The 25,727-nt window shown below is 65.1% G+C and carries 23 protein-coding genes; 8 read left to right on the top strand and 15 right to left on the bottom strand.

The features are described 5' to 3' along the window. Nucleotides 1–329 precede the first annotated feature (329 nt). Entirely contained in the window at nucleotides 330–2,327 is a 1,998-nt protein-coding gene (locus tag XH84_RS31380; protein WP_128921796.1) for a primary-amine oxidase, read from the bottom strand. A gap of 15 nt (nucleotides 2,328–2,342) precedes the next feature. Beyond that, nucleotides 2,343–3,539, bottom strand: a complete 1,197-nt coding sequence (locus XH84_RS31375; protein WP_128921797.1) for a serine hydrolase domain-containing protein — start codon at nucleotides 3,537–3,539, stop codon at nucleotides 2,343–2,345. 351 nt (nucleotides 3,540–3,890) lie between these two features. On the opposite strand from XH84_RS31375, the gene XH84_RS31370 reads away from it, so the two are divergent. Next, on the top strand, nucleotides 3,891–4,703 hold the full coding sequence (locus XH84_RS31370; RefSeq protein WP_347338885.1) for a helix-turn-helix domain-containing protein: 813 nt from the start codon (nucleotides 3,891–3,893) through the stop codon (nucleotides 4,701–4,703). 6 nt (nucleotides 4,704–4,709) lie between these two features. Here XH84_RS31370 and XH84_RS31365 read toward each other — a convergent pair whose 3' ends face one another. The 5 genes from XH84_RS31365 to XH84_RS31345 all read right to left on the bottom strand — a co-directional run bounded on the left by XH84_RS31365 (nucleotide 4,710) and on the right by XH84_RS31345 (nucleotide 9,934). After that, nucleotides 4,710–5,375: a methionine ABC transporter permease gene (locus tag XH84_RS31365; RefSeq protein ID WP_128921799.1), complete on the bottom strand. Its 666-nt coding sequence runs from the start codon at nucleotides 5,373–5,375 to the stop codon at nucleotides 4,710–4,712. Further along, nucleotides 5,365–6,501 (bottom strand): methionine ABC transporter ATP-binding protein, encoded by a 1,137-nt coding sequence (locus tag XH84_RS31360; RefSeq protein WP_164936553.1) that lies wholly within the window; start codon nucleotides 6,499–6,501, stop codon nucleotides 5,365–5,367. The genes XH84_RS31365 and XH84_RS31360 overlap by 11 nt, the downstream gene beginning before the upstream one ends. A gap of 252 nt (nucleotides 6,502–6,753) precedes the next feature. Next, nucleotides 6,754–8,226, bottom strand: a complete 1,473-nt coding sequence (locus tag XH84_RS31355; protein WP_128921800.1) for a DASS family sodium-coupled anion symporter — start codon at nucleotides 8,224–8,226, stop codon at nucleotides 6,754–6,756. Nucleotides 8,227–8,337: 111 nt separating this feature from the next. After that, nucleotides 8,338–9,144 carry an enoyl-CoA hydratase/isomerase family protein gene (locus XH84_RS31350; protein WP_128921801.1) on the bottom strand — a complete coding sequence of 269 codons (807 nt, stop codon included), beginning with the start codon at nucleotides 9,142–9,144 and terminating at the stop codon, nucleotides 8,338–8,340. A gap of 31 nt (nucleotides 9,145–9,175) precedes the next feature. Continuing rightward, the gene (locus XH84_RS31345; RefSeq protein WP_128921802.1) at nucleotides 9,176–9,934 is read right to left on the bottom strand and encodes a hypothetical protein; all 759 of its coding nucleotides are present in this window, start codon (nucleotides 9,932–9,934) and stop codon (nucleotides 9,176–9,178) included. A gap of 60 nt (nucleotides 9,935–9,994) precedes the next feature. On the opposite strand from XH84_RS31345, the gene nthA reads away from it, so the two are divergent. From nthA to XH84_RS31330, 3 genes are read left to right on the top strand one after another with little or no spacing between them, the layout of a single operon-like run. Then, entirely contained in the window at nucleotides 9,995–10,621 is a 627-nt protein-coding gene (gene nthA / locus XH84_RS31340) for a nitrile hydratase subunit alpha (protein ID WP_128921803.1), read from the top strand. Continuing rightward, complete coding sequence (gene nthB / locus XH84_RS31335; protein ID WP_128921804.1) at nucleotides 10,618–11,277, top strand: nitrile hydratase subunit beta; 660 nt, start codon at nucleotides 10,618–10,620, stop codon at nucleotides 11,275–11,277. Before nthA ends, nthB begins: the two co-directional genes overlap by 4 nt. Next, a complete protein-coding gene (locus XH84_RS31330) occupies nucleotides 11,277–11,654 on the top strand; it encodes a nitrile hydratase accessory protein (protein WP_164936554.1) in 378 nt (125 codons plus the stop codon). The genes nthB and XH84_RS31330 overlap by 1 nt, the downstream gene beginning before the upstream one ends. A 203-nt stretch (nucleotides 11,655–11,857) precedes the next feature. Here the strand turns inward: XH84_RS31330 and queC are convergent, their stop codons facing one another. Continuing rightward, nucleotides 11,858–12,607 (bottom strand): 7-cyano-7-deazaguanine synthase QueC, encoded by a 750-nt coding sequence (queC, locus tag XH84_RS31325; protein ID WP_128921806.1) that lies wholly within the window; start codon nucleotides 12,605–12,607, stop codon nucleotides 11,858–11,860. 126 nt (nucleotides 12,608–12,733) lie between these two features. Between queC and mazG the strand changes: the two genes are divergently transcribed. Beyond that, nucleotides 12,734–13,585 (top strand): nucleoside triphosphate pyrophosphohydrolase, encoded by an 852-nt coding sequence (gene mazG / locus XH84_RS31320; protein WP_128921807.1) that lies wholly within the window; start codon nucleotides 12,734–12,736, stop codon nucleotides 13,583–13,585. A gap of 206 nt (nucleotides 13,586–13,791) precedes the next feature. On the opposite strand, the gene hflX is transcribed toward mazG, so the two are convergent. The 4 genes from hflX to XH84_RS31300 all read right to left on the bottom strand — a co-directional run bounded on the left by hflX (nucleotide 13,792) and on the right by XH84_RS31300 (nucleotide 19,526). Beyond that, on the bottom strand, nucleotides 13,792–15,174 hold the full coding sequence (gene hflX / locus XH84_RS31315) for a GTPase HflX (RefSeq protein WP_164936555.1): 1,383 nt from the start codon (nucleotides 15,172–15,174) through the stop codon (nucleotides 13,792–13,794). An 11-nt stretch (nucleotides 15,175–15,185) separates the two neighbouring features. Further along, entirely contained in the window at nucleotides 15,186–15,434 is a 249-nt protein-coding gene (gene hfq, locus XH84_RS31310) for an RNA chaperone Hfq (RefSeq protein WP_007591126.1), read from the bottom strand. 313 nt (nucleotides 15,435–15,747) lie between these two features. Beyond that, the gene (gene ntrX / locus XH84_RS31305) at nucleotides 15,748–17,118 is read right to left on the bottom strand and encodes a nitrogen assimilation response regulator NtrX (RefSeq protein WP_128921809.1); all 1,371 of its coding nucleotides are present in this window, start codon (nucleotides 17,116–17,118) and stop codon (nucleotides 15,748–15,750) included. Between the two features lie 17 nt (nucleotides 17,119–17,135). Continuing rightward, nucleotides 17,136–19,526 (bottom strand): sensor histidine kinase, encoded by a 2,391-nt coding sequence (locus XH84_RS31300; RefSeq protein ID WP_128921810.1) that lies wholly within the window; start codon nucleotides 19,524–19,526, stop codon nucleotides 17,136–17,138. Nucleotides 19,527–19,701: 175 nt separating this feature from the next. Here XH84_RS31300 and XH84_RS40150 point away from each other — a divergent pair, with 175 nt between their 5' ends. Beyond that, entirely contained in the window at nucleotides 19,702–19,848 is a 147-nt protein-coding gene (locus XH84_RS40150) for a hypothetical protein (RefSeq protein WP_164936556.1), read from the top strand. A 168-nt stretch (nucleotides 19,849–20,016) separates the two neighbouring features. On the opposite strand, the gene ntrC is transcribed toward XH84_RS40150, so the two are convergent. Genes ntrC through dusB form a run of 3 tightly spaced genes read right to left on the bottom strand, consistent with a single transcriptional unit; the run spans nucleotide 20,017 to nucleotide 23,636 of the window. Then, complete coding sequence (gene ntrC / locus XH84_RS31295) at nucleotides 20,017–21,459, bottom strand: nitrogen regulation protein NR(I) (RefSeq protein ID WP_128921811.1); 1,443 nt, start codon at nucleotides 21,457–21,459, stop codon at nucleotides 20,017–20,019. 9 nt (nucleotides 21,460–21,468) lie between these two features. Next, complete coding sequence (locus tag XH84_RS31290) at nucleotides 21,469–22,638, bottom strand: two-component system sensor histidine kinase NtrB (protein ID WP_128921812.1); 1,170 nt, start codon at nucleotides 22,636–22,638, stop codon at nucleotides 21,469–21,471. Continuing rightward, entirely contained in the window at nucleotides 22,635–23,636 is a 1,002-nt protein-coding gene (gene dusB, locus XH84_RS31285; RefSeq protein ID WP_181769641.1) for a tRNA dihydrouridine synthase DusB, read from the bottom strand. The genes XH84_RS31290 and dusB overlap by 4 nt, the downstream gene beginning before the upstream one ends. Nucleotides 23,637–23,916: 280 nt before the next feature. On the opposite strand from dusB, the gene XH84_RS31280 reads away from it, so the two are divergent. Next, nucleotides 23,917–25,113 (top strand): bifunctional 2-C-methyl-D-erythritol 4-phosphate cytidylyltransferase/2-C-methyl-D-erythritol 2,4-cyclodiphosphate synthase, encoded by a 1,197-nt coding sequence (locus XH84_RS31280; protein WP_128948525.1) that lies wholly within the window; start codon nucleotides 23,917–23,919, stop codon nucleotides 25,111–25,113. A gap of 3 nt (nucleotides 25,114–25,116) precedes the next feature. Further along, nucleotides 25,117–25,722, top strand: coding sequence for a CinA family protein (locus XH84_RS31275; RefSeq protein ID WP_128921814.1), 606 nt, complete (start codon nucleotides 25,117–25,119; stop codon nucleotides 25,720–25,722). Nucleotides 25,723–25,727: the final 5 nt, after the last annotated feature.

Below are 25,727 nucleotides of genomic sequence, written 5' to 3'. Positions count from 1 at the left end.
GTTGCCACGCAAACAAAGTTGGAAGTCGGTCACGTCTTTCGAAGCCCCACGCACTGCCGGCTTTGCCGGTATCGTTCTTGATGTCCCGCCGTAACTCAGGCGGTTTCGGAGTGCGATAGGAACGACGTTAGAATTTCTCCAGAGATGTGCGCAGCAGGTGCGACCAATGCGCTCATGTCGAATGAGCCCCTACGATGCCGCGCGGCACTTGCATGAGAGGCACCGGTCACGGCCATCTCGATGCTTCCGCATTTGGAATGTTTCCAGATAGAAACACTCCCTCACTCTTGGGCAATGCTCGGAAATAATCGGCTTGTTACCGCGAGGCCTTAAGTCTTCCCGGCGCGACAGCACGATTCGTTGCGAGCATTGCTCTCTCCCGCCAGCACGCTGCGACTGTTGCGATCCCGCGGAATGTCTCCGGCCGCATTGGCCGCAAAGAATCCGGTCGGCTTCAGCATGAAGCCGGCATATTCGACCGGCATAACCGGAAAGTCCTCGGGCTTGCAGACGTGGGTATGGCCGAACGAGTGCCACACCACGATGTCGGCATTCTCGATGTTCCGGTTCTGCGCGGCGTAGCGCGGCAGGCCATCACCGCCGGCATGGACATTGGGATAGTCACCGCTGGCGTATTTTTCGCTCGCGTCGAACGCGGTCACCCAGACATGCTTCGTGGCAAAGCCGCCGCGACTGCGTACGTAGCTGCCCTCCTGCGCCAGCATCAGCGGGCTCGGATTGACCACGAGCTTATAGGCGGGAGCATTGCCGACCGAGTTGGTCTCGTTGGGATTGCTGATCTTCCAGAACCGGCCGGTCTCCCCGTTGGCGATCGCTGCTGCGTCACGCTCGCGCGAGAGCACACGCGTGGTGACGTCGAAGACGTTGCCGTGTGGATTGTCGTGGCCCCAGGGCCGCGGCACGAAGTCGTGCTCCGTCACCGTGTTGCCGCCGCCGTCGAGGTCCATGTGCAGGCGCACGTTGAAGAAATGCTGATGCGTCGGGCCGCCCAGATTGTCCTCGACCATGCCGCCCCATTTGTAAGTCTCGCCCGGCTGCACGGCGGCGGTCTGGATGATGCCGGTGAGCTTGGTCTCCAACTGGATCGTGCCGTCCTGGTAGAGGTACCAGTAGAAGCCGTAGTCGTAGTTACCCACGGTCGCAAAGAACGAGATCACGAGCCGCCGCGACCTTCGGACCTCGAACAGGTCATTGCGGAACTCGTAGTGCTTCCAGGCAATTCCATAGTCTTCTTCATGCATGCAGATGGCGTTCTGCATGACGAAGGGCTCGCCCTTGCTGTCGGCGGCCGGGACGTCGAAATAATGGATGTTGCCGAGGCAGTCGCAGCCGAGCTTGAGCGCATTGGCGAGCATGCCAAGGCCGTATTCGCCGGCATCGAACGCCGACTTCCAGAAATGGTTCGCGTTCGGGTCGGCGTAAGGCACCACCATCTCGGTGACGCTGGCGCGATGGATCAGCGAGCGCTTGCGCACGCCATCCTGATAAGCAAGCTGATGCAGCACCAGCCCTTCGCGCGGGGTGAAGCCAACGCGAAAACTCCATTTCTGCCAGTCGACCTTCCAGCCATCGACCTTGAAGCTTGCCCCCTCCGGCTGCTCGATATGCAACGGCTTGATGTCGGTGCGCGGGTTTTCGACCTCATGCGCGCCGTAATTCCGCTTCTTGCGCGGGATCGGGACGATTGGGCTCTCGTCGGTGAGATCAATGACCTTGCCGCCGATCAGGTCGACCACGGCGACCACACCCTCGATCGGGTGCGCATAGCCGTTGTCTTGAAGATGCTCGCGAAAATAACTGACGGCCCGCACGATGCGGGCCCCGCGCTCGAACTCCTTGTCGAAGAAACCCGACGAGAACGGATCGACCTGGACCAGCGCGATGTCCTGGTCGGAGAGCCCGCGCCGGATCATCGCCGCACGCCAGCCGGGGTCGGCCTTCACCACGGCCTCGCATTTGAAGAACTCTTCCAGCATCACCGGCGGCTGCCCATAGGGCGCTTCGCGGTTCGGAATGATTTTGCGCGCGATGATCTCGTTGCGGCCGAGATCGACGATGTGCTCGATCGCCTCGCCGGTGGCCACATCGAGCGTCAGCACGAAGGCGCGGCGCCCTGCTCCGCCGGCCGCCAGCTCCTGCTTGGTCGGCTCCTCCAGGCGGACCGTCGGGAAGCGGCAGTTCTCCACCGAGCTTGCGGCGGCACGCACGAGTGTGCAGGCTGCGGCGATCTCTTCGGCTGTCAGCGGATCGAGCGGATGCGGCGCGGCAACTTGCGCTGACGATTCGGAGGTGACGATATCGAGCATGAGGCAGTCCAGAATTCAGCGCGGGGTGACATGCGCAGTGATGGCGTTGAAGGCGGCGAACCAGCGCTTGTCGATCGGCACGTCCATCGCCTTCGGCTGCGTGGCGAGCTTGACGATGACGGTGTCGGAGTCCCAATCGACATAAAGATGCTGGCCGTGGATGCCGATCGCGGTCATCGCGTTGCGCGACGGATCGATCGTGAACCATTTGCTGCGGTAGCGCGCGCCCGGGAAGAATTCGGCGAGGTCGCCGTCGGCCCAAGCCTGGGGATCGCCGTTCTCGCGGATGTCGTCGATCCACCAGCCCGGCACCACCTGTCGTCCCTGGACGACGCCGCGGCAACGGATCATCTCGCCGAAGCGGATGAGATCGCGCGCCGTGAAGGAAAGGCCGCCGGCGATGCGGCCCATGCCGTGGCTGTCGAGTGTCAGCGAGCCGTCCTCCTCCGCGCCCATCGGCTGCCAGAGATATTCGGAGAGGATGCGCTGGTAGGGCATGCCGCAGGCGCGCTCATAGACCCAGCCGAGCACTTCGGTATTGGGCGAGACGTAGTGGAACACCTTGCCGTGTGGCTTGCCGGTGCCGCGCAACGTGGTGAGATAGGCGCGCTGGTGGCCGGGGTCGACGCCTGGGGGCGGCACATCCCAGCCGGAGGAAAAGCGATAGCGCACGACGTCGCCGGCGGGGGCCTCGTAATCCTCCTCGAACTTGATGGCGACGGCCATGTCGAGGAGATTGCGGACGGTGCAGCCGCCGTAAGCGGAGTTCTCGAGCTCCGGCACGTAGCGCACCACCCTCGCCTCGGGATCGAGCAATCCGCGCGCGGTAAGCACGCCGCCGAGCGTGCCGGCGATCGCCTTGCTGATCGAGCAGATCAGATGCGGCGTTGTCCTGCTCATGCCGTCGCCGTACCATTCGTGGATCAGCGTGCCCCGATGCATGACCAGCAGTGCATCGCCAAAGGTCTCTCGCAGCGTGGCCTCGATCGTCGTCGACTTGCCGCCAGGCGCGGCAAAGTCGAGCTTCGACAGCTCGCGCGGTGCATTCAGTATGGGCGTCGGCTGTGACGAACGTCGGATCTCCGCGGTCGGCAGCACTTCGCGGGTATGGGTGAAGCCCCAGCGTATCGCGGGAAAGCTGCGCCAATTGGCGCGCGTCACCTGGGCCTCGGGCGCTGGCGGGCTGCCGCGCATCACATCGGTTGGTCGCATTCGGTCCTCCGCAAGCATTCCAACCGGAGGTCGGAACGGCTGGAGCGAAGCCTGCACCGCGGCGCCATCAGGCGTTATCGAGATCCGGCAATATTTTGCTGGACTCGGGCACGGGGCGTGCCAGTCTTGGCGCAATTCTTGCGGGTTTCGGCAGGTCAATTTCGACATATCGTCATGGTCTTAGGCGCAGATTCTCAGATTCAAGACTCGGCTGTCTGCCTGCTTTAGGCGAGCAGCACGGATGTCGATGAGCATTGCGCCGGTCTCGGCCGCTGGCGACTGAGCTATGACCAGATCAGCGCCGGCGCGTTTCGAGGCAGCTTTACGCAACTGTCCCTGCCCCACCTCGAGGTGTTCCGGGAAATCACCAGCCAGCAGGTCCGCCAATATGGGCAGCTGGGCGCTGACAGCTTTGGCATCGGCCTGCCTTGGCACGGCGACGGTGAGGTCAGCTGCAACGGGACCAGAGCCAGCGGCGCGCGAGTGCTCGCCAGCATCGACGCCGAGATCGACATGTGCACGCCGAGGGCGTTCGAGCTGCGTGGCATCGTTGCCAGCACGATGCTAATCGCGGAGCTTGCCGCCCGGCTCGATATCGAATTGCCGCGTGCAGTCTGGCACCAATTGCGGGTGATCGAGATGGCGGAAGCGCCGGTCGCGCGGCTGCGCGCGCATCTTGCCGCGATTCAAGAGATGATCGCGACCGCCCCCGAAGGGTTCAATGATCCGGTGGCCCGGCAGGCGCTGGAAGACGCCCTCCTCGTCGAGATCATGGACATGTTGCCGACCGCACGCCCCAGCGATCCCGGTCGCAGCGCAAGTGCGCGCAAACGCACCGTCGATCGCGCGCGCGAGCTGATGCACGGCAACGGCGATCGTTCGCTGTCGCTGCTGGAGGTCTGCAAGGCGGCGGGCGCGAGCCCGCGCAAGCTCGGCTATTGCTTCCAGGAGGTTCTGGGTACGAGCCCGATGCATTATTGGCGCGCGATGCGGCTGAATCGCGTGCGGCGTGACCTCAAGCGCGCCGGCGGCACGGATTCCTCCGTTTACGACATCGCCGTGCAGCACGGATTCTGGCACTTCAGCCAATTCTCGCTCGACTACAAGCGCCACTTCTCCGAAAAGCCCTCGGAGACGCTGCGGCGGGCAAGGCGTGCCGCGTGATCCGGCTCAGTGCTGCCGCAGCCGGCGGTTGACCCGCCGCGCCAGGTAGTCGCCCGCGCTCTGGACGAGTTGCACCAGCGCAATCAGCACGACGACAACCGCCAGCATCATCTCCGGCATGAAGCGCTGGTAGCCGTAGCGGATGCCGAGATCGCCGAGGCCGCCGCCGCCGACCGCGCCGACCATCGCGGAATAGCCGAGCAGGCTGACCACTGCGAGCGTCAGCGCCAGCAGAAGTCCCGGCAGCGCCTCGGGGATCAGCACCTTGAACACGATCTGAAGCGGCGAGGCCCCGAATGAAGACGCGGTCTCGATCAGGCCGCCATCGACCTCGCGGATCGCAGCTTCGACCAAGCGCGCGATGAACGGCGCGGACGCGATCGTCAGCGGTACGATCGCCGCGGTCGATCCGATCGAGGTGCCGGCAACGAGGCGCGTGAACGGGATGATGGCGACGACCAGGATGATGAAGGGGGTGGAGCGCGTCGCATTGACGATGATCCCGAGCACGCGGTTGACAAGCGGGGCCGCGAACAGCTCCCCCTTCCGGCTGGTGGCGAGGAAGACACCGAGCGGCAGGCCGAAGACGGTGCCGAGCAGCGCCGCGATGCCGACCATGTACAGGGTTTCGAAGGTGGCCTGGACGATCAGGTTGATGAGGTCAGGCGACATAGCCGAGATGCTCCGCCGGGAATTGATGTTGAGACAGAAAGGCCAGCGTCCGCGTCGCCGCGTCGTCGCGGCCAGAACTGCCGAGAGGAATGCCGAGAACGAGCGAGCCGACATGCTGGCCGCCGATCTCGTCGATGCGGGCCGACAGCAGCGACACGTCGAGGCCGAGCTCGCGGGCGAGCCGGACGACCAGCGTGTCGCCGGCCCCCGCTCCGCGCACCTGGAGGCGGATCACGGCCTGCCCGCCGGCAGACGGCTCCGCCACGATCCGGCTCGCCAGCGAGACCGGCAAGCTGTCGCCGATCACCTCGGCCAGGAAGGACTGCGTGATCGGATGCTTCGGGTGGGTGAAGATGTCGGCGACATGGCCGCTCTCGACGACGCGGCCGGCATCGAGCACGACGACTTCCTTGGCAAGCTGGCGCACCACGGACATTTCGTGGGTGATCAGCACGATGGTCACCCCGAGCTCGCGGTTGATGTTCGCGAGCAGATCGAGGATCGCGCGCGTGGTCTGCGGATCGAGCGCGGAGGTCGCCTCGTCCGACAAGAGCACGCTCGGCCGGGTCGCCAGCGCGCGGGCGATGCCGACGCGCTGCTTCTGACCTCCGGAGAGTTCCGACGGATAGCGGTCATGCTTGTCGGCAATGCCGACGAGCGCGAGCAGTTCGGCCACGCGCGTCTTGATGTCGGCCTTGGCCCAGCCGGCGATCTCCAGCGGCAGCGCAATGTTGTCGGCCGCGGTGCGCGAGGACAGCAGGTTGAAATGCTGGAAGATCATGCCGATCGAGCGTTGCGCCAGCCGCAACTCGCGGCCCGCCAGCGCCGAGATATCGCGGCCATCCACGATGACATGTCCGGTGGTCGGCTTCTCTAGCCCATTGATGAGCCGGACCAGACTCGACTTGCCGGCGCCGGAGCGGCCGATCACGCCAGTGATGGAACCGCGTGGTATCGCGAAATCGATATTCTCAAGCGCGTTGACCCCGGGCTTGCCGCGGTAAGCCGGATAGGTCTTCGAGATGCCGGCGAAACGGACCATCGCCTCCGACTCGACGGCAGCACGCGAAATCGCTTCGAACCTCTCGATCGGCTGTCCGATCGCGAGCGATTGGTGGGCATTCATGGAAACGGCCTTCATGCACAATAATTGGGTTGCCGCACGCCCCGGGCGTAAGGGAACCAGATCGCATCCAGCGACGGGGGTGGAACAGCGGTGAGGGCTCGGAATGGAACGCACTGCACCGCAGCACGCACCATCGCCCTTTCGGGCCTGTCTTGCAATGTCAGATATTTGCGAGGAGTTGGACGAAGTTTTCCCAATCCTTCCCCGGAGAAGAATATTCCTTCGCCAGGGCGTATCAGCCTCCCGCCCGGCTCATCCCATCTGCAGCCAGGGCAACACGATCAGCAGAAGCCCGGCGAAGTAGAGCAGCCCGAAGATCAGACCAAAGCCCCAGAACTGGCCCTTCCCGATATAGCCGCTGCCGAAATACATCGGCGCGGGTCCGGTCGCGTAAGGCGAGATCACGCCCATCAGGCCGAGCGAGTACATGCAGAGCATGGCGAGGGTCGTGACCGGCAGATCGGGGATGCCCGATCCGACCGCGAGCACGACGGGCAGCACCGCGGCGGCATGCGAGGTAATGCTCGAGAAGAAATAATGGATCCAGAAGAACAGCGCGACCAGGAGCAGCATCGCGGTCGACGGGGACAGCCCGGCGAGCGGCTTTGCGTATTCGGTCGCGAACCATTTGATGAAGCCGATCTCGTTGAGGCCAGAGGCCAGCGTCAGCAGCGAGGTGAAATAGAAGAACACCTCCCAGGCGCTCTTCTCGCTGACGATATCGGCAAACTCGATCACGCCGGTCACCAGCATCAAGGAGATCACGATGAACACAACGGTGGTCGCGTTGACGAAGTTCGAGCCGAGCACGGGCACATGAATGTCCGGGCTCGACCCCGCGATCCACAGGAACATCGCAAGCGCGATCAGGCCGAGCATGATCCACTCGTTGCGCGACATCGGGCCCATCGTCTGGAGTTCTTTCGCCGCCCAGTCGGAAATCTCCGGGCTGCGCTTCACCTCGGGCCGGCACACCAGATAGCTGAGCAGCGGCACGAGCACCATCAGCAGGATGCCGAGCGGCGCGAAGCCGAGAAACCACTGGCCCCAGCTGACCTCGACCCCGACCGTCTTCTTGGCGATCGCCAGCGCCGCCGCGTTGGGCGCGAGCGCCGTGAAGAACAGCGAGCTTGTGACGGCGGTCGCGGCAAAGGCCGTCCACATCACATAGGTGCCGATCCTGCCGGCGGTCGGTCCCGGCTCGGAGCCGTAGATGCGCGGGATGTTGCTGATGATGGGATAGACGATGCCGCCGCTGCGCGCGGTGTTCGACGGCGTTGCCGGCGCAAGCAGGAAGTCCGACATCGCCACCGCATAGCCGAGGCCGAGCGTGTTGCGGCCAAGGCGCTTCACCAGCACCAGCGCGATGCGCCGGCCGAGCTGGCTCTTGCGATAGCCGATCGAGAACACGAAGGCGCCAACGATCAACCAGACCGTGCTTTCGGCAAAGCCTGCCAGCATCCAGCGCAGCGACTTGGTCGGATTGGGATCGATATAGCCGCTGATACCGGCGACCGTCAGGCCGATGAAGCCGACCGCGCCGACCGGCATCGATTCCAGGATGAGTCCGGTGATGACGGCCGCGAACACCGCGAAATAGTGCCATTGATTGACGTTGAGCCCCGAGGGCGCCGGCCACAGATAGATCACCAGCCACACCGCCAGCGGTGCCACCAGTTTCCAGCGAAACCCTTTCGCCTCAGGCGCCTGCGAATTGGCGGTCATGGGCCCTCCTCTCGAATGTCGTCGCATGATGCGGCTCGTTGGCCGAGCCTGCTTTGTCCCAGTGCGGCGTATACGGACTGTCGGGGCTGCGATCAATGGCCTGGCATCAATCTACCGCCCCTTGAAGCGCGGCTTGCGGCGCCCCAGGAACGCTTCGACGCCCTCCTTGTGGTCTTCGCTGAAACTGGCGAGCGCGAACTGGTCGACGTCCATGTGGCTGGCGAGATCGTCCAGCGCATGCGCAAGCCGGTTGACGGTGAGCTTCGTCATCGCAACCGAGAGCGGCGGCTGCGCGGCGACCTTGCGGGCGAGCTCCATGGCGGCATCGAAGGCATGGCCGGGATCAGTCACCTGTTCCACCAGACCCCACTCATAGGCCTCATCCGCCGAGATGCGCTGATCGGCCAGGATCACCGCCTGCTTGGTGCGGGCTGGTCCGATCAGGTGCAACATGCGCGGAATGCTCTGCCAGCTCATGTTCATGCCGAGCCCGATCTCGGGCACGCGCAAGTGGGCATCGTGCCCCATCACGCGGAAGTCGAGTGCCACGGCGAGCGCGACACCGCCGCCGACGCAAAACCCCTCGATCGCCCCGATCGTGATCTGCTCCATCTCCTGCCAAGCGTGTGTGAGGCGCGGCCCGAGCTTGAGATGCCGGCGCAGCGTGCCGAGATCCATCTCCTTGCGCGAGCGGCCCTCGGCGTCTTTCAAGTCGAAGCCGGCGCTGAATGCGCTGGTGCTGCCGGTCAGAACCACGACGGAAGTCGCTGCATCGTCTTCGAAGCTCCGCGCGGCCGCGGTGAGCTGCCGCAGCGCCTCGGGCGACAGCGCGTTGATGCCATCGCCCCGGTCGAACCGCACGATCGCGATCCGCCCTTCCGGCCCATGACCTTTCTCGATCGCCACGTAATTGGCCAACGGAAGTCTCCCCTGTTCTTGTTGCTCTTGATCACAAATGCCCAGTGCGCCGGTGCTCCGGCTCGCCGCCGCGAACCGGAAACCGGATCGTCGTCCCGATCGTGATCCAGTTGGCGTTCTCGCCGCCGATGTTGCGGCCGTAGATCACGTCGACGGAAAATATCTCGTTCGGCCGGTAGCGTACACCGGTCTGCAAGCGCGGTTGCACAACGCTCGCGACCTCGGACGCGCCAGCCTGGCCATAGGCCTCGATGGTCCATTGCAGCGTGTCGGTGAACTTCCAGTCGAACCCGACGCCATAGGTCAGGTAATGGCGATCCACGGTGCGATCCCAGAGCCAGCCGCCGTTCACGTTGATGCGCAACGTCTCCGACAGGCGAAAGGTCGCGGGGATGACCGCAAAGGCGGACAGCGCCTCGCCGGTCGCCACGTCGAACGATCCCCCGCCATAAGCCGACAATCCCCATCGCCCCACCCCGGTCGGGATGAAGTTCGTTTTGGCTTTGGGAGCTATCGTCGTGGTCCAGTCGCCATCGCTGCGGGCGCGGATGGTCTGGAGGCTCAGCTCGATCGGCCGGAAGGGGTCGACCACGCAGGAGGGATTGGCGACCGCCAGGAAATCCGTATTGGAAGCAGTCGACATCCAGCTCTCGACCTTGCAGGAGCCGACCTCGGAGATGTCGGCGGCATCGACCGCATAGGCGCCATTCGCAGCGCGCGCATCACGCGCCGCGAATGTCACAAGAGCCGCAATTGCGACAATTATTCCGGTTCGTGCAGCCCAGCCCATGGCTGGATGTTAGCAGAGTCTTCCTCGACAAGGCCCGGATTCTGGGACTATCTTCGCGTCATGAGCGAGCATCATCACGACCACGATCACGACCATTCCGAGCTGTCGGAGACCGAGCTGCGCGTGCGCGCGCTCGAGACGATTTTGACGGAAAAGGGCTATGTCGAACCGGCCGCGCTCGACGCCATCATCCAGGCCTACGAGACCAAGATCGGACCGCACAACGGCGCGTGCGTCGTCGCCAAGGCCTGGAGCGATCCGGCCTTCAAGAAGGCACTGCTGGAGGATGGCAGCAAGGCGATCGGCACGCTCGGCCATGTCAGCCGCGTCGGCGACCATCTCGTCGTGGTCGAGAACACACCCGAGCGCCACAACATGGTCGTGTGCACGCTGTGCTCCTGCTACCCCTGGGAAATGCTGGGGCTGCCACCGGTCTGGTACAAGGCCGCACCCTACCGCTCGCGTGCGGTGAAAGATCCGCGCGGCGTGCTCGCAGATTTCGACGTCACCCTGCCCAAGGAGATGGAAATCCGGGTATGGGATTCCACCGCCGAAACGCGCTTCCTGGTGCTGCCAATGCGGCCTGCGGGTACCGAGGGATGGAGCGAGGAACAGCTCGCCGAGCTCGTCACGCGCGATTCCATGATCGGCACCGGCTTTCCCAAGACGCCGGGAGCACCGTCATGAACGGCGTGCACGACATGGGCGGCATGGACGGGTTCGGCAAGGTCGAGCCCGAGCCGAACGAGCCGATGTTCCACGAGGAATGGGAGTCGCGTGTGCTCGCGATGGTACGCGCGATGGGCGCGGCCGGCGCCTTCAATATCGACACCTCGCGCTACTATCGCGAGACGTTGCCGCCAGACGTGTATCTGTCGAGCTCCTATTACAAGAAATGGTTTCTCGGGCTCGAGGAGATGCTGATCGAGAAGGGCTACCTCACGCGAGAGGAGGTCGCCGCCGGCCATGCGATGCAGCCCGCAAAGGCGCTCAAGCACGGCAAGTTCGATCTCGCCAATGTCGAGCGCGTGATGGTGCGCGGCAAGTTCGCCCGCCCTGCCCCGGCGCCTGCCAGGTTCAAGATCGGCGACCGCGTGCGCGCCAAGAACATCCATCCGGCCACGCATACAAGGCTGCCGCGCTACGTGCGCGGCCATGTCGGTGTCGTCGAGCTCAACCATGGCTGCCACGTGTTTCCGGACACGGCGGCGATGGAGCGCGGCGAACATCCGCAGTGGCTTTACACCGTCGTGTTCGAAGGCCGCGACCTCTGGGGCGATGACGGCGATCCGACCCTGAAGGTCTCGATCGACGCCTTCGAGCCGTATCTGGATCCGGCGTGATGAGCAGCACGGCAGCGGCGGTCGCAACGGCGGCCATTCCGAGTATTCCACGCGATGACGACGGCCCGGTGTTCCGCGCGCCCTGGGAAGCGCATGCGTTCGCCATGGCGTTGACGCTGCACGAGCGCGGCGTGTTCACCTGGCCCGAATGGGCAGCAAGCCTGGCCTCCGAGATCAAGCGCGCGCAGGCCGCCGGCGATCCTGATACGGGCGAGACCTACTATCTGCACTGGCTCGCCACGCTGGAAGGCTTGGTCGCACGCAAAGGCGTCGCCTCGATGGACACGCTGCACCGCTATCGCGATGCCTGGGACCACGCGGCGGATCGCACCCCGCACGGCAAGCCGATTGAGCTTCGGCCGGAGGATTTTGGCTAGCTCGCGCTCCACCCGTCATTGCGAGCGCAGCGAAGCAATCCAGAATCTCTCTGCGGCGGCAGTCTGGATTGCTTCGTCGCAAGAGCTCCTCGCAACGACGCGTTGAGAGAGAACGAGCTCTATCCTCCGTCGTCGCCCGGCTTGACCGGGCGACCCAGTACGCCGCGGCTTCTCGGCTCAAGCATGGTCTCTGGGATACTGGATCACCCGCCTTCGCGGGTGATGACACCGAACGTATGGCCTCGCCCCGCCACGAACTCCCGCCATCCCTTCGCCCGCAGGCTGCACGCCGGGCACTCGCCGCAGCCGTAGCCCCAATCGTGCTGCGCGCCGCGTTCGCCGAGGTAGCAGGTGTGGGAGTGCTCACGGATGAGGTCGACCAGCCCCTCGCCGCCGAGATCCTGCGCGAGCTTCCATGTCGCGGCCTTGTCGATCCACATCAAGGGCGTATGGAGCTCAAACTTCCTCGCCATGCCGAGCGAGAGCGCCGTCTGCATGGCGCGGATGGTTTCGTCGCGGCAATCGGGATAGCCGGAGTAATCCGTCTCGCACATGCCGCCGACGATGTGGGTGATGCCGCGCCGATAGGCCAGCGCCGCCGCAAAGGTCAGGAACACGAGGTTGCGGCCGGGCACGAAGGTGTTCGGCAGGCCGTCGGCGCCCATCGCAATCTCGACGTCGCGGGTCAGCGCGGTCTCTGACACCGCCGCCAGCGTCGGGATCGACAGGGTATGGCTGTCGCCGAGCTTTGCGGCCCAATCCGCGCGCAGGCCCTTGACGCCGTCGAACAGCCGCTCGCGGCAGGCCAGCTCGATGGCGTGGCGCTGGCCGTAGTCGAACCCCAGCGTCTCCACGCGCGCAAAGCGGCTGAGCGCCCAGGCAAGGCAGGTGGTGGAATCCTGACCGCCGGAAAACAGCACCAGCGCAGTTTCCGATGAAAATGTATCGCTCATGGCCCGCGCTTTAGCATTGTGGAACGCATCAGCCAATCGGTGGAAATCGGCCCGTTCCGCACGCCCGCGCTGGGAACGGCCGCCCGGTTTTGGCATAACGCTGGCAGCTAGGAGAATGGCCCCGCAATGACCCCTTCCCGCGACATTTCCCGCCTGATCGAGATCATGGCGGCGCTGCGCACGCCGGTGACCGGCTGCCCCTGGGACCTCGAGCAGAATTTTGCGACGATCGCGCCCTACACGATCGAGGAGGCCTATGAGGTGGTGGAGGCCATCACCCGCGGCGATCTCGACGATTTGCGCGAGGAGCTCGGCGACCTGCTGCTCCAGGTCGTGTTCCACGCCCAGATGGCGTCCGAGCAGAACGCTTTCGCATTCGGCGACGTCGTCGAGGCCATCACGCGAAAGATGATCCGGCGTCATCCGCACGTCTTTGCCGACAAGGACGGCAATCTCGCCTCCTCTCACGTCAAGGAAGTGTGGGACCGCATCAAGGCCGAGGAGAAAGCCGAGCGCGCTGCGCGTCGGCCGCCGGAACAGGCGCCGACGCACAAATCGCTGCTGTCAGGCGTGAAGGCCGGCCAGCCCGCCCTGACGCGCGCGATGGAGCTGCAGCGCAAGGCCTCCACCGTCGGATTCGACTGGAACGACCCGCGCGCGGTGCTGGCAAAGATCCGCGAGGAAGCCGACGAGATCGAGGCGGCGCTCGATCGTGGCAACAAGCAGGAGCTGGCCGAGGAAACCGGCGACCTGATGTTCGCCCTCGTCAACCTCGCCCGCCACGTCGATGCCGATCCGGAAGCCGCCCTGCGTGCGACCAACGCAAAATTCGAGCGGCGTTTTGCCTATATCGAACGCGCGCTGGAAGCGCAGGGCCGGACGCTGGAGCAGGCCTCGCTGGCGGAGATGGACGCGCTGTGGAATGCAGCGAAGGGTGAGGAGACCGCGCCAGAGGAGCGCAATCAAGCCCGCCGCTAACTTCGCCGTCGTCCCGACAAGCGCGCCTCAAGCGCGCGCAGATCCAGGACCCATACTCCCAGGGAGCGGTCGTATCGGCAATCTGATAACCACGGGCCTTCCGTCAAACGACGTCCTGTGGCTATGGGTCCCGGATCAGCGTTTACGCTTGTCCGGGACGACAGCACCGTTGAGGCCGCAGTTGGCGCAACTCGCGCGGCGGGGGCCTATGTCGCATGATGTGGCACCGCGTCGAACCTCGACACCACGATATCCCGCTTGGTCTCGTCCACCCGCACCGTCATGTCGAAGCGACCGTCGTGCAGCTCCTTGGCCAGCACCTCGGAATTGCGGTGCAGCCAGCTGATGCCGGCGCCGTCTGCAGCATCGATCGAGAGATCGAGCGTGGTGCGCTTGGCCGCTAACCGCTCCTCGATCGCGGCGAGCAATGCGTCGACGCCCTCGCCTGACACGGCGGAGACCAGCATGGCTGGATGATCTTCGGGCCGGCGCGCTGCGATGTTCAGAAGCTCTTCGCGCTGTTCAGCGTCGTAGCGATCGATCTTGTTCCAGACCTCGATGATGCGGCCGCTATCGTCCGGGTTGATCCCGAGCTGGCGCAGCACGGCATCGACGTCGCTCTGCTGGGCCTCGGCGTCGTCGTGCGAGATGTCGCGCACATGGAGGATGACGTCGGCCTCGAGCACCTCCTCCAGCGTGGCACGGAAGGCGGCGACGAGCTGGGTCGGCAGGTTGGAGATGAAACCGACCGTATCCGACAGCATCGCCTTGCCGCCATGCGGCAGGCTGAGCGCGCGCAAGGTCGGATCGAGCGTCGCAAACAGCATGTCGGCGGCCTGCACGTCGGCGCGGGTCAGGCGGTTGAACAGCGTCGACTTGCCGGCATTGGTGTAGCCCACCAGCGCAACGACGCGATACGGCACGCGCCGACGTCCCGCACGATGCAGCCGCCGCGTCGCCTGCACCTTCTTCAGCTCGCTCTCGAGCTTGGAGATGCGCTCCTGGATCAAGCGGCGGTCGGCTTCGATCTGCGTCTCGCCGGGACCGCCCATGAAGCCGAAGCCGCCGCGCTGGCGCTCCAGATGGGTCCACGAGCGCACCAGGCGCGAGCGCTGGTAGTTGAGATGCGCGAGCTCGACCTGGAGCGAGCCCTCCTTGGTCTTGGCGCGGCGGCCGAAGATTTCCAGGATCAGCCCGGTGCGGTCCAGCACCTTCGCGTGCAGCTCTTTCTCGAGATTGCGCTGCTGGATCGGCGCCAGCGCGCAATCCATCACCACGAGCTCGACATCGAGGGTCTTGATCAGTCCGGCGATCTCCTCGACCTTGCCCTTGCCGATATAGGTGGCGGGGCGGATCTGGCTGATCGGCGCGATGATGGCGTCGGCGACAACGAGATCGATCGCACGCGCGAGGCCCGCGGCTTCGTCGAGCCGGGCCTCGGCGTCGCGCTGAACATGGCTTTCCGATTGCGCGTCGGCACCGCCCGCGCGCACACGCAAGTAGGGGCCGATGACAAGCACCCGCCCCGTTTGCTTAGCCCCCGCCGACCGCGGACGGTCGGCATCCCCGTCGAAATTCCGGGGTTCCAATCAGATCACTCTCAAGCCGGCTGATCCTCGCCGCCTTCGAACAGCTGGATCGGAGCACCGGGCATGATGGTCGAGATCGCATGCTTGTAGACGAGCTGCGAATGACCGTCGCGCCGAAGCAGCAAACAGAAATTGTCGAACCAGGTCACGATGCCCTGGAGCTTCACTCCGTTGACCAGAAAGATCGTCAGTGGCGTCTTGGTTTTGCGAACGTGATTGAGGAAGGTGTCCTGTAGGTTTTGTGCGCGGTCTGCCGCCATTGTTTTTTTCTCGCTTTGAGTTTCTTTTTATTGCGCCGGTTGCGGCCCTCTTTGTGAGGTTCGGGGCCTCTCCCGGTTGCCGTTCCCTCATGAGATCCCCCTCGGAAGGAATAGCTGTGCGATTAGAGGACAGGTAGGCCTATTAGGCAAGCCGCTTCACGCGGCAGCCCCCGCCCTATTGCCCCGAAAAACTACGGAAATCGATGATTTTCCTGGTTTATCCCTAAGGTGCCGCCGCAATGTCGCGGTGCTAGATTCTTGTTTCGACGTCTTTTTCCTTATGCGGGCCGGTGGCCGCTTCGCGCGAAACGCGCTAGCCGACACCGAGCGCCTTCAGCTTTCGATGCAGCGCCGACCGTTCCATGCCAACGAACTCGGCCGTGCGAGAAATATTTCCTGAAAAACGGCTGATCTGTGCAATCAAATAGTCGCGCTCGAACACTTCGCGCGCCTCACGCAGCGGCAGGCCCATGATGTGCTCGCCATTGTTGCTGGTCGGCATCGCCGGCACCATGGAGCCGACGTCCTGTGGCAACATGTCGGCCGTGATGATGACCTCCGGCCCGCCTGCCGCGAGAATCATGACCCTCTCAACATTATTGCGGAGCTGGCGCACATTGCCCGGCCAGACATGCGACTGCAGCACCGCCATCGCGTCCTGCCCGATCTGCCGCTTGGGCAGGCCGCTGCCGGCCGAGATCTGCTCCATGAAGTAGTCGATCAATTCCGGGATGTCCTCGCGCCGTTCGGAGAGCGCGGGCACGCGGATCGGCACCACCGAAAGCCGGTGATAGAGGTCCTCGCGGAAGTGGCCGGCCGCGATCTCTTCTTCGAGATTGCGCGCGGTCGACGAGATGATGCGGACGTCGACCTGCACCTTGGCGGTGCCGCCGACGCGCTGGAACGACTGCTCCACCAGCACGCGCAGGATCTTGTTCTGGGTCTCGCGCGGCATGTCCGCGATCTCGTCGATGAACAGCGTGCCGCCATGGGCTTCCTCGAGCGCGCCGGCCTTGCGCGGCTGCTCGCCGTTGGACTGTTCGACACCGAACAGCTCGTGCTCCATGCGCTCAGGCGTGATCGCGGCGGCGTTGATGACGACGAAGGGACCGTCGGCACGGCCCGAGGCCGTGTGCAGGGTACGTGCGGCCAATTCCTTGCCGGCGCCGGCAGGGCCGACGATCAGGATGCGGCTGTTGGCCTTGGCGGCGCGCTCGATGGTCTGGCGCAGCTGGTTCATGCTGGGCGAGCGGCCGACGAGCTGGCTGGCGCTCGGCGCGAGCTGCTTCAGCTCCTTCACCTCGCGCTTCAGCCGCGAGTTCTCCAGCGCCCGGGTCGCGACCAGGATCAAACGGTCGGCCTTGAACGGCTTCTCGATGAAGTCGTAAGCGCCGCGCTTGATCGCCGCGACCGCGGTCTCGATGTTGCCGTGGCCCGAGATCATCACGACCGGCAGGTCGGCGTTGTCCTTCTTGACCTGCTCCAGCAGCTGCAAGCCGTCGAGCTTGGAGCCTTGCAGCCAGATGTCGAGGAACACCAGATGCGGCCTGCGGTTGGCGATCTCGGCGAGTGCCGTATCGCTGTCGCGTGCGGTCCGGGTCACGAAGCCCTCGTCCTCGAGAATGCCCGCAACGAGATCTCGAATATCGGCCTCGTCATCGACAATCAGAATTTCACTTGCCATGGGTCACGCCTGTCTTGTCAGCTGCCTGTCGAGGCTTCGATCTTCGTTGAATCATTGGTCTTTTCAGCCGGCTCTTTGGTTTCGGCCGCCGGCTCCTTTGTTTCGGGCGCCGCGTCTTTCGCCGGCTCCGTCACAGCTTCCTTGGTGATTTCGGCAGCCACCGGCGCCTGCTCGGCGACCTCGGCCTTCGCGGCTTGCCCGGAGATCGCAAAGCGCATCCGCATCCAGGCACCGCGCTGGCCCTCGCGGAAGTCGGAGGCATCCTTCAGCTCGATGCGTCCGCCATGGTCTTCGAGCACGCGGCCGACGATCGCGAGGCCAAGGCCGGTGCCCTTGGCACGGGTCGTGACGTAGGGTTCGAGCAGTCGCGAGCGCGCGACCTTGGGCAGGCCGATGCCGTTATCGATCACGTCGATCAGCACGTCATCGCCTTCGCGGGAGACCACGACGTCGATGCGGCCTTTGCCGAGCTCTTCCGGCGGGACCTGCTCGATCGCCTCGGTGGCGTTCTTGACGATGTTGGTGACCGCCTGGGAGATCAGCCGCCGGTCGAACTGGGCCCGGAGCGGATCCTGCTTGAACTCGGCCTCGATATCGATTTCGGGATGGGCGACCTTCATCAGGAACACCGCTTGCCGCACGGTGTCGGCGACGTCCTCGCCCTCCATCACCGGTTTCGGCATGCGGGCAAAGCGCGAGAACTCGTCGACCATGCGGCGGATGTCGTCGACTTGGCGCACGATGGTGTCGGTGCATTGTTCGAAGATCTGCTTGTCCTTGGCCTCGGTGATATCCTTGCCAAACTTGCGGCGGATGCGTTCGGCCGAGAGCTGGATCGGCGTCAGGGGGTTCTTGATCTCGTGGGCGATGCGGCGCGCCACGTCGCCCCAAGCCGAGGTGCGCTGCGCCGAGACCAGCTCGGTGATGTCGTCGAGCGTGATGATGTAGCTGTCGTGCGGCTGGTTCTTCTCGGCGCTGACGCGGACTGACAGATTGCGTTCCTGCCCGTCACGGGTGATCGTGATCTGGCCCTGCACCAGGCGCTGGGTGCCTTCCCGGGCCGCCTTCATCATCTCGTCGAGCTCGGGCAGCACCTCGGAGAGCGGATGGCCGAGCGTCTCGGATTCGGCGTGCCCGATCAGCTTCTCGGCCGAGCGGTTCAAAATGCCGACGCTGCCGGAGGCATCGACGCCGATGATGCCGGCGCTCGCCGAGGACAGCACGGCCTCGATGAAGCGGCGGCGACTGTCGATCAGGTCGCTGGCGTTGACGAGCTCGTCGCGCTGGCTGCGCAATTCCTGCGTCATCTTGTTGAAGGTCTGGCCAAGCTGGGCCAGATCGCCTTCCGACTGGTGCACCGGCACTTGGACATGGAGATCGCCGGTCGAGACGGTATGGGCCGCGTTCATCAGCCGCCGAATTGGCGAGACCAGCGAGTTGGCGAAGTTGAGGCCGATCAGCACCGAGGCCATCAGGATGGTCAGCGCGATCACGGCAAACATCAGCGCGAAGGCGACCTGGATACCGAGCCGGCGCGACTCGATCTGGGCATATTCGGCGACGCTGACCTCGGTCTGCTTGAGCTGGTTGACGACATTCGGATCAAGGGGCCGGGCGACATAGAGGAAGGTGTCGTTGAAGGCGCGCAGGCGGATCACCGCGGCGACGAAGCTCGCATCGGGGAGCACCGCGATCTCGGGCTCGTTCTCGTTGACGTTGCTGAGAAAGTCCGGCGCCGGCGGCGAATAGGCGAGCCGCATGCCAGTGTCGGCGGATTCCAGGATGTTGGTGTTCTTGTCGATGATCATCGCGCCCGGCAAATTGCGCGAGCCGGCGCTGGTGGTCAGCATCTCGCGGAACGAGCGGCGATCCTGGTCGTAGAGCGGCCGGGCATGCGCGATGTCGTTCGCCATGCCGAGAATGTCGCCGCGGATCAGCTGGGCATGGTCCTGCATATAGGCCCGCGCGATCGTCAGCGAGTTCTGGATCACCTCCCTGGTCGGCCCGGAGAACAGCCGGTCGAGGCCACGCTCGATGGTGACGTTGGCGACGACGGCGACAAGCACCGCCGGCAGCACCGCCACGATCGAGAACAGGCTGACGATCTGGACGTGGAGGCGTGCCGCCGCCCTGCCCCGCCGCCGCGCCAGGATCAGCTGCCAGAGCTCGCGGACGATGATGCCGACCAGCAGCAGGATCGTGGCCGCATTGATCAGGTAGAACGAGCGGACGAGTTCGGGCGTCGGCTCAATATTGGTGAGGCCGGTCAGGACCACGAAGGTCAGGAAGGCCGACAGCAACGCCAGCGCCACGGCAAACGGCGCCAGCCAGCGCCGTGCCGACCAACGCCGGGGCTCTTCCGCTGGGGCCGTGTCAAAGTGTGCGGCCGAGGTATCTGCGCTGGTCATTCCGGCAATGGTGGTGCTGAAAACGGGTCCGCGGGCGCGCGGATACTGATGTATTCGTACCACATTGTTGCCGAATTGCGACAATTCCGCGGCGCTTCCCCCGCGACCGACGCCCACCATCCACAACCACATCGGTTCGAGGGAACGGATTCCCGCTATCCCGGCTTGACCCGGCATGGATAAATATTTTCTCGCGACGATGGTGTCGGCCGTTTTGCTGCTCATTGTGGCCGCCGACCTCCTGGTCAACGGCCTGGGTCTCCAGCAGCCGCTGGTGAATGTCGCCAGCGTCATGCCGGCATCGGGCCGGCTCGTCAGATAGGTGCGACGCCGCGTCTTGCGGCCGAATGACCAATTTGAAGGTGCGGACGGAACATTTCGCCCCGATCCGGACTTCTGCTCACCGCGTCAGCCACAACGGCCAGCGCGATCCGGACAGGCTCAGCTCTGCCTTGGTAGGGGGAGCTGAGCCACCGTTCGTTCCGCCAGATTATCCCCCGCTCCGATAGACCTGGATGTCGAGATCCCGGATCTTCTTGCGCAGCGTGTTGCGGTTGAGGCCGAGCAGGTCGGCGGCGCGGATCTGGTTGCCGCGGGTGGCCGCTAGCGCGGCCGTGAGCAGCGGCACTTCGATCTCCTTGAGGATGCGGTGATAGAGGCCGGGCGGCGGCACGCCGTTCGGAAAGCCCTGGAAGTGCGACGACAAATACGCTTCCACGGCGCCGCCGAGATTATCGACGCCCTGCTGGACCGCAGCACCCGGGCTGACCGAGGGCGGTGCAAGCTCGCCGTCGATGACGGACGCCGTGATGACGTCCTGCGGATAGAGCGCGGCGAGACGCCGGGCGAGATTCTCCAGCTCGCGCACGTTGCCGGGCCAGCGGTGCTGCTTCAGCCGCTCCAGCGCCAGCGCGTCGAGCTTCTTGGGCGGCAGACCGTCCTTCTCGGCGAGTGCGAAGAAGTGCCGCACCAGATCCGGCAGGTCCTCGATGCGCTCGCGGAGCGGCGGCAGGCGCAGCGGCACGACGTTGAGGCGGAAGAACAGATCTTCCCGGAACAGGCCCTGCTGGATCAGGACGCGCAGATCCTTGTTGGAGGCCGCGACGATGCGCACGTCGGTCTTGATCGGCGTGCGGCCGCCGACGGTGGTGTATTCGCCCTGCTGCAGCACGCGCAGCAATCGCGTTTGTGCCTCCATCGGCATGTCGCCGATCTCGTCCAGGAACAGCGTGCCGCCCTCGGCCTGCTCGAACCGGCCGGAGGCGCGGGTGTTGGCGCCGGTGAAGGCGCCGCGCTCATGGCCGAACAGCTCGGATTCGATGAGGTCGCGCGGAATCGCGGCCATGTTCACCGCGACGAACGGGCCGTTGCGGCGCTTGCCGTAATCATGCAGCGCGCGCGCCACCAGCTCCTTGCCGGTGCCGGACTCGCCCGTGATCATCACGGTGAGGTCGGTCTGCATCAGACGCGCGAGCACGCGGTAGATTTCCTGCATCGCCGGCGAACGGCCGACCAGCGGGATCGCCTCCATCTCGGCGTCCTCGTCCGGCGTCGAGACGCGCTCCTTCGGCTCGGCGAGCGCGCGGCCGACGATGGCGATCAGCTCCTTGAGGTCGAAGGGTTTTGGCAGATATTCGTAGGCCCCGCGCTCGGAAGCGCGGATCGCTGTCATGAAGGTGTTCTGCGCGCTCATGACGATGACCGGCAGATTCGGCCGCATCTTCTTGATCCGCGGCAGCAGGTCGAAGGCGTTTTCGTCGGGCATCACCACGTCGGTGATGACGAGATCGCCCTCGCCCTGGCTGACCCAGCGCCACAGCGTTGCGGCATTGCCGGTGAGTCTGACCTCATACCCGGCCCGGGACAGTGCCTGATTGAGAACGGTGCGGATGGCGGTGTCGTCATCAGCTACGAGAATGCTACCTGCGGGCATCGTTAATCCTCATTTCGCCCCCTGTGACACAGGCGACGACTTCCCGGCAGAGTCGGCGCGACTGCTTTGATCGGCATGTTTCGCCGATGTGGAATACATCGGCATCAGCACGCGGAAGGTGGTTTTGCGCGGCTGAGATTCGCATTCGATGATGCCCCCGTGATCGCCGACGATCTTGGCGACCAGCGCAAGACCCAGGCCCGAGCCGGTCTGCTTGGTGGTCACGAAGGGGTCGAACAGGTTGGGCAAAAGATCGTCCGGCACGCCAGGTCCGTTGTCCTTCACGCAGAATTCGAGCGGCAAGGATACCCGGGATTTTTGACCGGGGACTGACAGGCGCACGCCGGGGCGGAACGCGGTGGTGAGCTGGATCTCGGCGTCGGGCACGTCGATCAGGGCTTCGGCGGCGTTCTTCACGAGGTTGAGGAACACCTGGATCAACTGATCCTGGTTCGCCAGCACCGGCGGCAGCGAGGGATCGTAATCCTCGATGAAGCGGATGTTGCGGGCAAAGCCGGACTGCGCCAGCCGCTTCACGTGGTCGAGCACCGAATGGATGTTGACGGGGCCACGCACCACGGGACGCTCGTCGCCGAACACCTCCATGCGGTCGACCAGCGTCACAATGCGGTCGGCCTCGTCGCAGATCAGGCGCGTCAGCATGCGATCCTCGGACGAGGCCTGCTGCTCCAGGAGCTGCGCCGCGCCGCGGATGCCGGAGAGCGGATTCTTGATCTCGTGCGCCAGCATCGCGGCCAGCGCGATCACCGAGCGCGCGGCGCTGCGATGGGTGAGCTGGCGGTCCATCTTGTCGGCAATGGTGCGCTCCTGCAGCATCACCACGATATGGCCGGGCCGCTCGGTGAGCGGAGCGACATGCAGATCGACCTGGCGGTCGCCGCCCATCCGCGGCGTGCCGAGATCGACCTTGTATTCGTTGACGGGCGAGTTCGACGAGCGCACCTGGTCGATCAGCGCCAGCAAGGGACTGCCGAACGGCACCAGCTCTTTCAACGACTGCCGCTTCAGGAACTGCGTCGAGATCTCGAAGAAGGCTTCGGTGGCGATATTGGCGGCGACGATCTTGCCGTCCGGCCCGATCATCAGCACGGGATTGGGAAGTGCATCCAGCATTGCGTCGCTGTCGGATGGACCGCGATGTTCAGCGGCTGAGCTCATGCAGCAGCGCTCCATGCGAAGTCGTCGAACGCATCCTGCAGCGACTGGTGGACGAGGCGCGGATCCTCCGAGGTGAGGATCTTCCGGCGCCAGGATTTCAGCGTCTCGGCCGGCGCACGGCTCGCCTGTGCCGCGACGTCGAGCGCCCAGCCCAGATGCTTGCGGGCATGCTTCAGTCCGACGCGAAGACCATAGAGCGCGCAGACGCCCTCATAGAGCGTGCGGACATAATGCAGCTGGGTTTCGAGCGAGGGCACAGCTTCCTCGGCCCCGCCCTTGAGCCGGCGGCCGATCTGGCCGGGCAGCCAGGGCTGGCCCTGCGCGCCGCGGCCGATCATCACGGCATCGGCGCCCGAGGCCTCGAGCGCCGCGAGCGCCCTCTCGTAGGAGGTGATGTCGCCGTTGACGACGAGCGGAATGGCGATGGCCTCGCGCACGGCGCGGATCGCCTCCCAATCGGCGTCGCCCTTGTAGAACTGGCTGCGGGTGCGGCCATGGACCGTGACGAGCCTGACGCCAGCGGCTTCCGCGCGCCGCGCCAGTTCCGGCGCATTGCGGCTGCGGTCGTCCCAGCCGAGCCGCATCTTCAGCGTCACCGGCACCTTCACCGCCGCGATGGTGGCATCGATCAGGCTGACGGCATGGTCGAGGTCGCGCATCAAGGCCGAACCGGATTGGCCACCCGTGACGTGGCGGGCCGGACAGCCCATGTTGATGTCGATGATATCGGCGCCTTCGGCTTCGGCGATCCGGGCGCCCTCGGCCATCCAATGCGCCTCGCAGCCGGCGAGCTGGACCACGTGCGGGCCGATTCCCGTGGCCTCGCAACGCAACCGGGACATCCAATGGCCATTGGCGAGCTCATCGCTGGCGGTCATTTCGGACACGACGAGACCGGCCCCGAGCTCCGCGGACAGCCGGCGGACGGGCGAGTCAGTCACCCCCGACATCGGCGCCAGGAAGACCGGGGTAGCGACATCAATATCGCCTATTTTCAACGGCTTAGAGCCGGATACTGCCGAACCGGTCACTGGGGTCTCGTCGACTGGGCAGGGCCTCATCGCGCCTGCCATGACATATCTTGCGCACAATTCTTGTGCAGTCAAGCGTCATGCCTACAGTTTAGACAATTCTGCAAATCTTTCAAGTGCAGTGCAGCAAATTGCTGTTTCCAACAATCCGGGGAAACCCCCTTTTTTTGCGGGCCTGCCGTGCTAGAGGCATGCGGCAATCACCCCACTCCCCGACTCTCCATCACCAACTGAGTATTTGAGTCCTATGGCGAAATCACAGCGCACCGCAGTTGTCCTCGTCGCAGCCGGGCGTGGACTGCGTGCAGGCGCCGGCGGGCCGAAGCAATATCGAGAGATCGGTGGCGTGCCCGTGATCTATCGCGCCATGGAAGCCTTCAGCCGCCATGCCGATGTCTTTGCGGTGCAGCCGGTGGTGAACCCCGATGACAGCGCCATGTTCACGGCCGCCGTCGCCGGGCTCAAGCACGAGGCGACGACCAATGGCGGCGCGACGCGGCAGGCTTCGGTGCTTGCCGGCCTCGAGGCGCTCGTCAAGCACAAGCCCGATATCGTGCTGATTCACGACGCCGCCCGGCCGTTCGTCTCGGCAGGATTGATCTCGCGCGCGATCGAAGCCGCAAGCTGCACCGGCGCCGCAATCCCCGTCGTCCCCGTCACCGACACCATCAAGCTCACCGGCGACGCCGGCCATGTCGAGGGCACGCCGGACCGCGCGCGCCTGCGGATCGCGCAGACGCCGCAATCCTTTCGTTTCGATGTCATCCTCGAGGCGCATCGTCGCGCGGCGAAGGACGGGCGCAGCGATTTCACCGACGATGCCGCGATTGCCGAATGGGCGGGATTGACGGTTGCAACCTTTGAAGGCGATGTTGCCAACATGAAGCTCACCACTCCCGAGGATTTCGTGCGCGAGGAAGCGCGCCTGGCGGCCCAGCTCGGCGACATCAGGACCGGCACCGGCTACGACGTGCACGCCTTCGGCGAAGGCGACCACCTCATGCTCTGCGGCGTGCGCGTGCCGCACACCAGGGGTTTTCTCGCCCATTCCGACGGCGATGTCGGCCTGCATGCGCTGGTCGACGCCATCCTCGGCGCGCTCGCCGACGGCGACATCGGCTCGCACTTCCCGCCGAGCGATGCGAAGTGGAAAGGCGCCTCCTCCGACCAGTTCCTGAAATACGCCATCGAGCGCGTCACGGCGCGCGGCGGCCGCGTAGCCAATCTCGAGGTCACCATGATCTGCGAGCGGCCCAAGATCGGCCCGTTGCGCGATGCCATGCGCGCGCGCATCGCCGAGATATCCGGCGTCGACGTCTCGCGCGTCGCGGTGAAGGCGACCACCAGCGAGCGGCTCGGCTTCACCGGCCGCGAGGAAGGCATCGCGGCCACCGCGAGCGCCACCATCCGTCTGCCATTTAACGAAAAGAGCTGGAGCGTCTAGGCCATGGGCGGCAGCGACGCACGCGCCCTCTCCCGCTCGCTGCTCGATCTGTGCCGGATGCGCAAGCTGACGATCGCGACCGCTGAATCATGCACCGGCGGCCTCGTCGCCGGCGCGCTGACCGACATTCCCGGCTCGTCCGACGTGATCGATCGCGGCTTCGTCACCTATTCCAACGACGCCAAGCGCGCGATGCTCGGCGTCGAAGCCGGCACGCTCGCCCATTTCGGCGCCGTCAGCAAGGAAACCGCAACCGCGATGGCGGTCGGCGCACTGGAGCGGGCCGGCGTCGATCTCGCCGTCGCCATCACCGGCATTGCCGGCCCCGGCGGCGCGACGCCCGGCAAGCCGGTCGGTCTCGTGCACTTCGCCGCCGCGGCACGCGATGGCCGGATCATCCACCGCGAGCATCGTTTCGGCGCGATCGGCCGCTCCGCCGTGCGTCAGCGCTCCGTCGTCGAGGCGCTGCGCATGCTGATGGATCTCGCCCGCGGCCCGCAAGCCCAGGTCAAGCCGCGCGCCGCCGCAACCCGCCTGCGCCCGCGCGTCACCCGCTCGCCGCGCCGGCATGCGGCTAAACGCCGAACGCCGCGGTCGCCGCGGGGCTGATCGCT

Origin of the sequence: Bradyrhizobium nanningense (genome assembly GCF_004114535.1) — a bacterium.
GTDB classification, from domain to species: domain Bacteria; phylum Pseudomonadota; class Alphaproteobacteria; order Rhizobiales; family Xanthobacteraceae; genus Bradyrhizobium; species Bradyrhizobium nanningense.
This window is presented reverse-complemented; position numbering and strand designations above follow the sequence as displayed.

What these genes read in the sequence shown, in the direction of transcription:
- queC (WP_128921806.1), bottom strand. Translation starts at nt 12,607, where the DNA reads ATGAGCGATACATTTTCATCGGAAACTGCGCTGGTGCTGTTTTCCGGC.
- XH84_RS31330 (WP_164936554.1), top strand. Translation starts at nt 11,277, where the DNA reads ATGAGCAGCACGGCAGCGGCGGTCGCAACGGCGGCCATTCCGAGTATT.
- XH84_RS31355 (WP_128921800.1), bottom strand. Translation starts at nt 8,226, where the DNA reads ATGACCGCCAATTCGCAGGCGCCTGAGGCGAAAGGGTTTCGCTGGAAA.
- XH84_RS31380 (WP_128921796.1), bottom strand. Translation starts at nt 2,327, where the DNA reads ATGCTCGATATCGTCACCTCCGAATCGTCAGCGCAAGTTGCCGCGCCG.
- hfq (WP_007591126.1), bottom strand. Translation starts at nt 15,434, where the DNA reads ATGGCGGCAGACCGCGCACAAAACCTACAGGACACCTTCCTCAATCAC.
- nthB (WP_128921804.1), top strand. Translation starts at nt 10,618, where the DNA reads ATGAACGGCGTGCACGACATGGGCGGCATGGACGGGTTCGGCAAGGTC.
- XH84_RS31345 (WP_128921802.1), bottom strand. Translation starts at nt 9,934, where the DNA reads ATGGGCTGGGCTGCACGAACCGGAATAATTGTCGCAATTGCGGCTCTT.
- mazG (WP_128921807.1), top strand. Translation starts at nt 12,734, where the DNA reads ATGACCCCTTCCCGCGACATTTCCCGCCTGATCGAGATCATGGCGGCG.
- XH84_RS31290 (WP_128921812.1), bottom strand. Translation starts at nt 22,638, where the DNA reads ATGAGCTCAGCCGCTGAACATCGCGGTCCATCCGACAGCGACGCAATG.
- XH84_RS31360 (WP_164936553.1), bottom strand. Translation starts at nt 6,501, where the DNA reads ATGAATGCCCACCAATCGCTCGCGATCGGACAGCCGATCGAGAGGTTC.
- nthA (WP_128921803.1), top strand. Translation starts at nt 9,995, where the DNA reads ATGAGCGAGCATCATCACGACCACGATCACGACCATTCCGAGCTGTCG.
- XH84_RS40150 (WP_164936556.1), top strand. Translation starts at nt 19,702, where the DNA reads ATGGATAAATATTTTCTCGCGACGATGGTGTCGGCCGTTTTGCTGCTC.
- ntrX (WP_128921809.1), bottom strand. Translation starts at nt 17,118, where the DNA reads ATGGCAAGTGAAATTCTGATTGTCGATGACGAGGCCGATATTCGAGAT.
- XH84_RS31275 (WP_128921814.1), top strand. Translation starts at nt 25,117, where the DNA reads ATGGGCGGCAGCGACGCACGCGCCCTCTCCCGCTCGCTGCTCGATCTG.
- XH84_RS31375 (WP_128921797.1), bottom strand. Translation starts at nt 3,539, where the DNA reads ATGCGACCAACCGATGTGATGCGCGGCAGCCCGCCAGCGCCCGAGGCC.
- XH84_RS31280 (WP_128948525.1), top strand. Translation starts at nt 23,917, where the DNA reads ATGGCGAAATCACAGCGCACCGCAGTTGTCCTCGTCGCAGCCGGGCGT.
- XH84_RS31365 (WP_128921799.1), bottom strand. Translation starts at nt 5,375, where the DNA reads ATGTCGCCTGACCTCATCAACCTGATCGTCCAGGCCACCTTCGAAACC.
- XH84_RS31300 (WP_128921810.1), bottom strand. Translation starts at nt 19,526, where the DNA reads ATGACCAGCGCAGATACCTCGGCCGCACACTTTGACACGGCCCCAGCG.
- ntrC (WP_128921811.1), bottom strand. Translation starts at nt 21,459, where the DNA reads ATGCCCGCAGGTAGCATTCTCGTAGCTGATGACGACACCGCCATCCGC.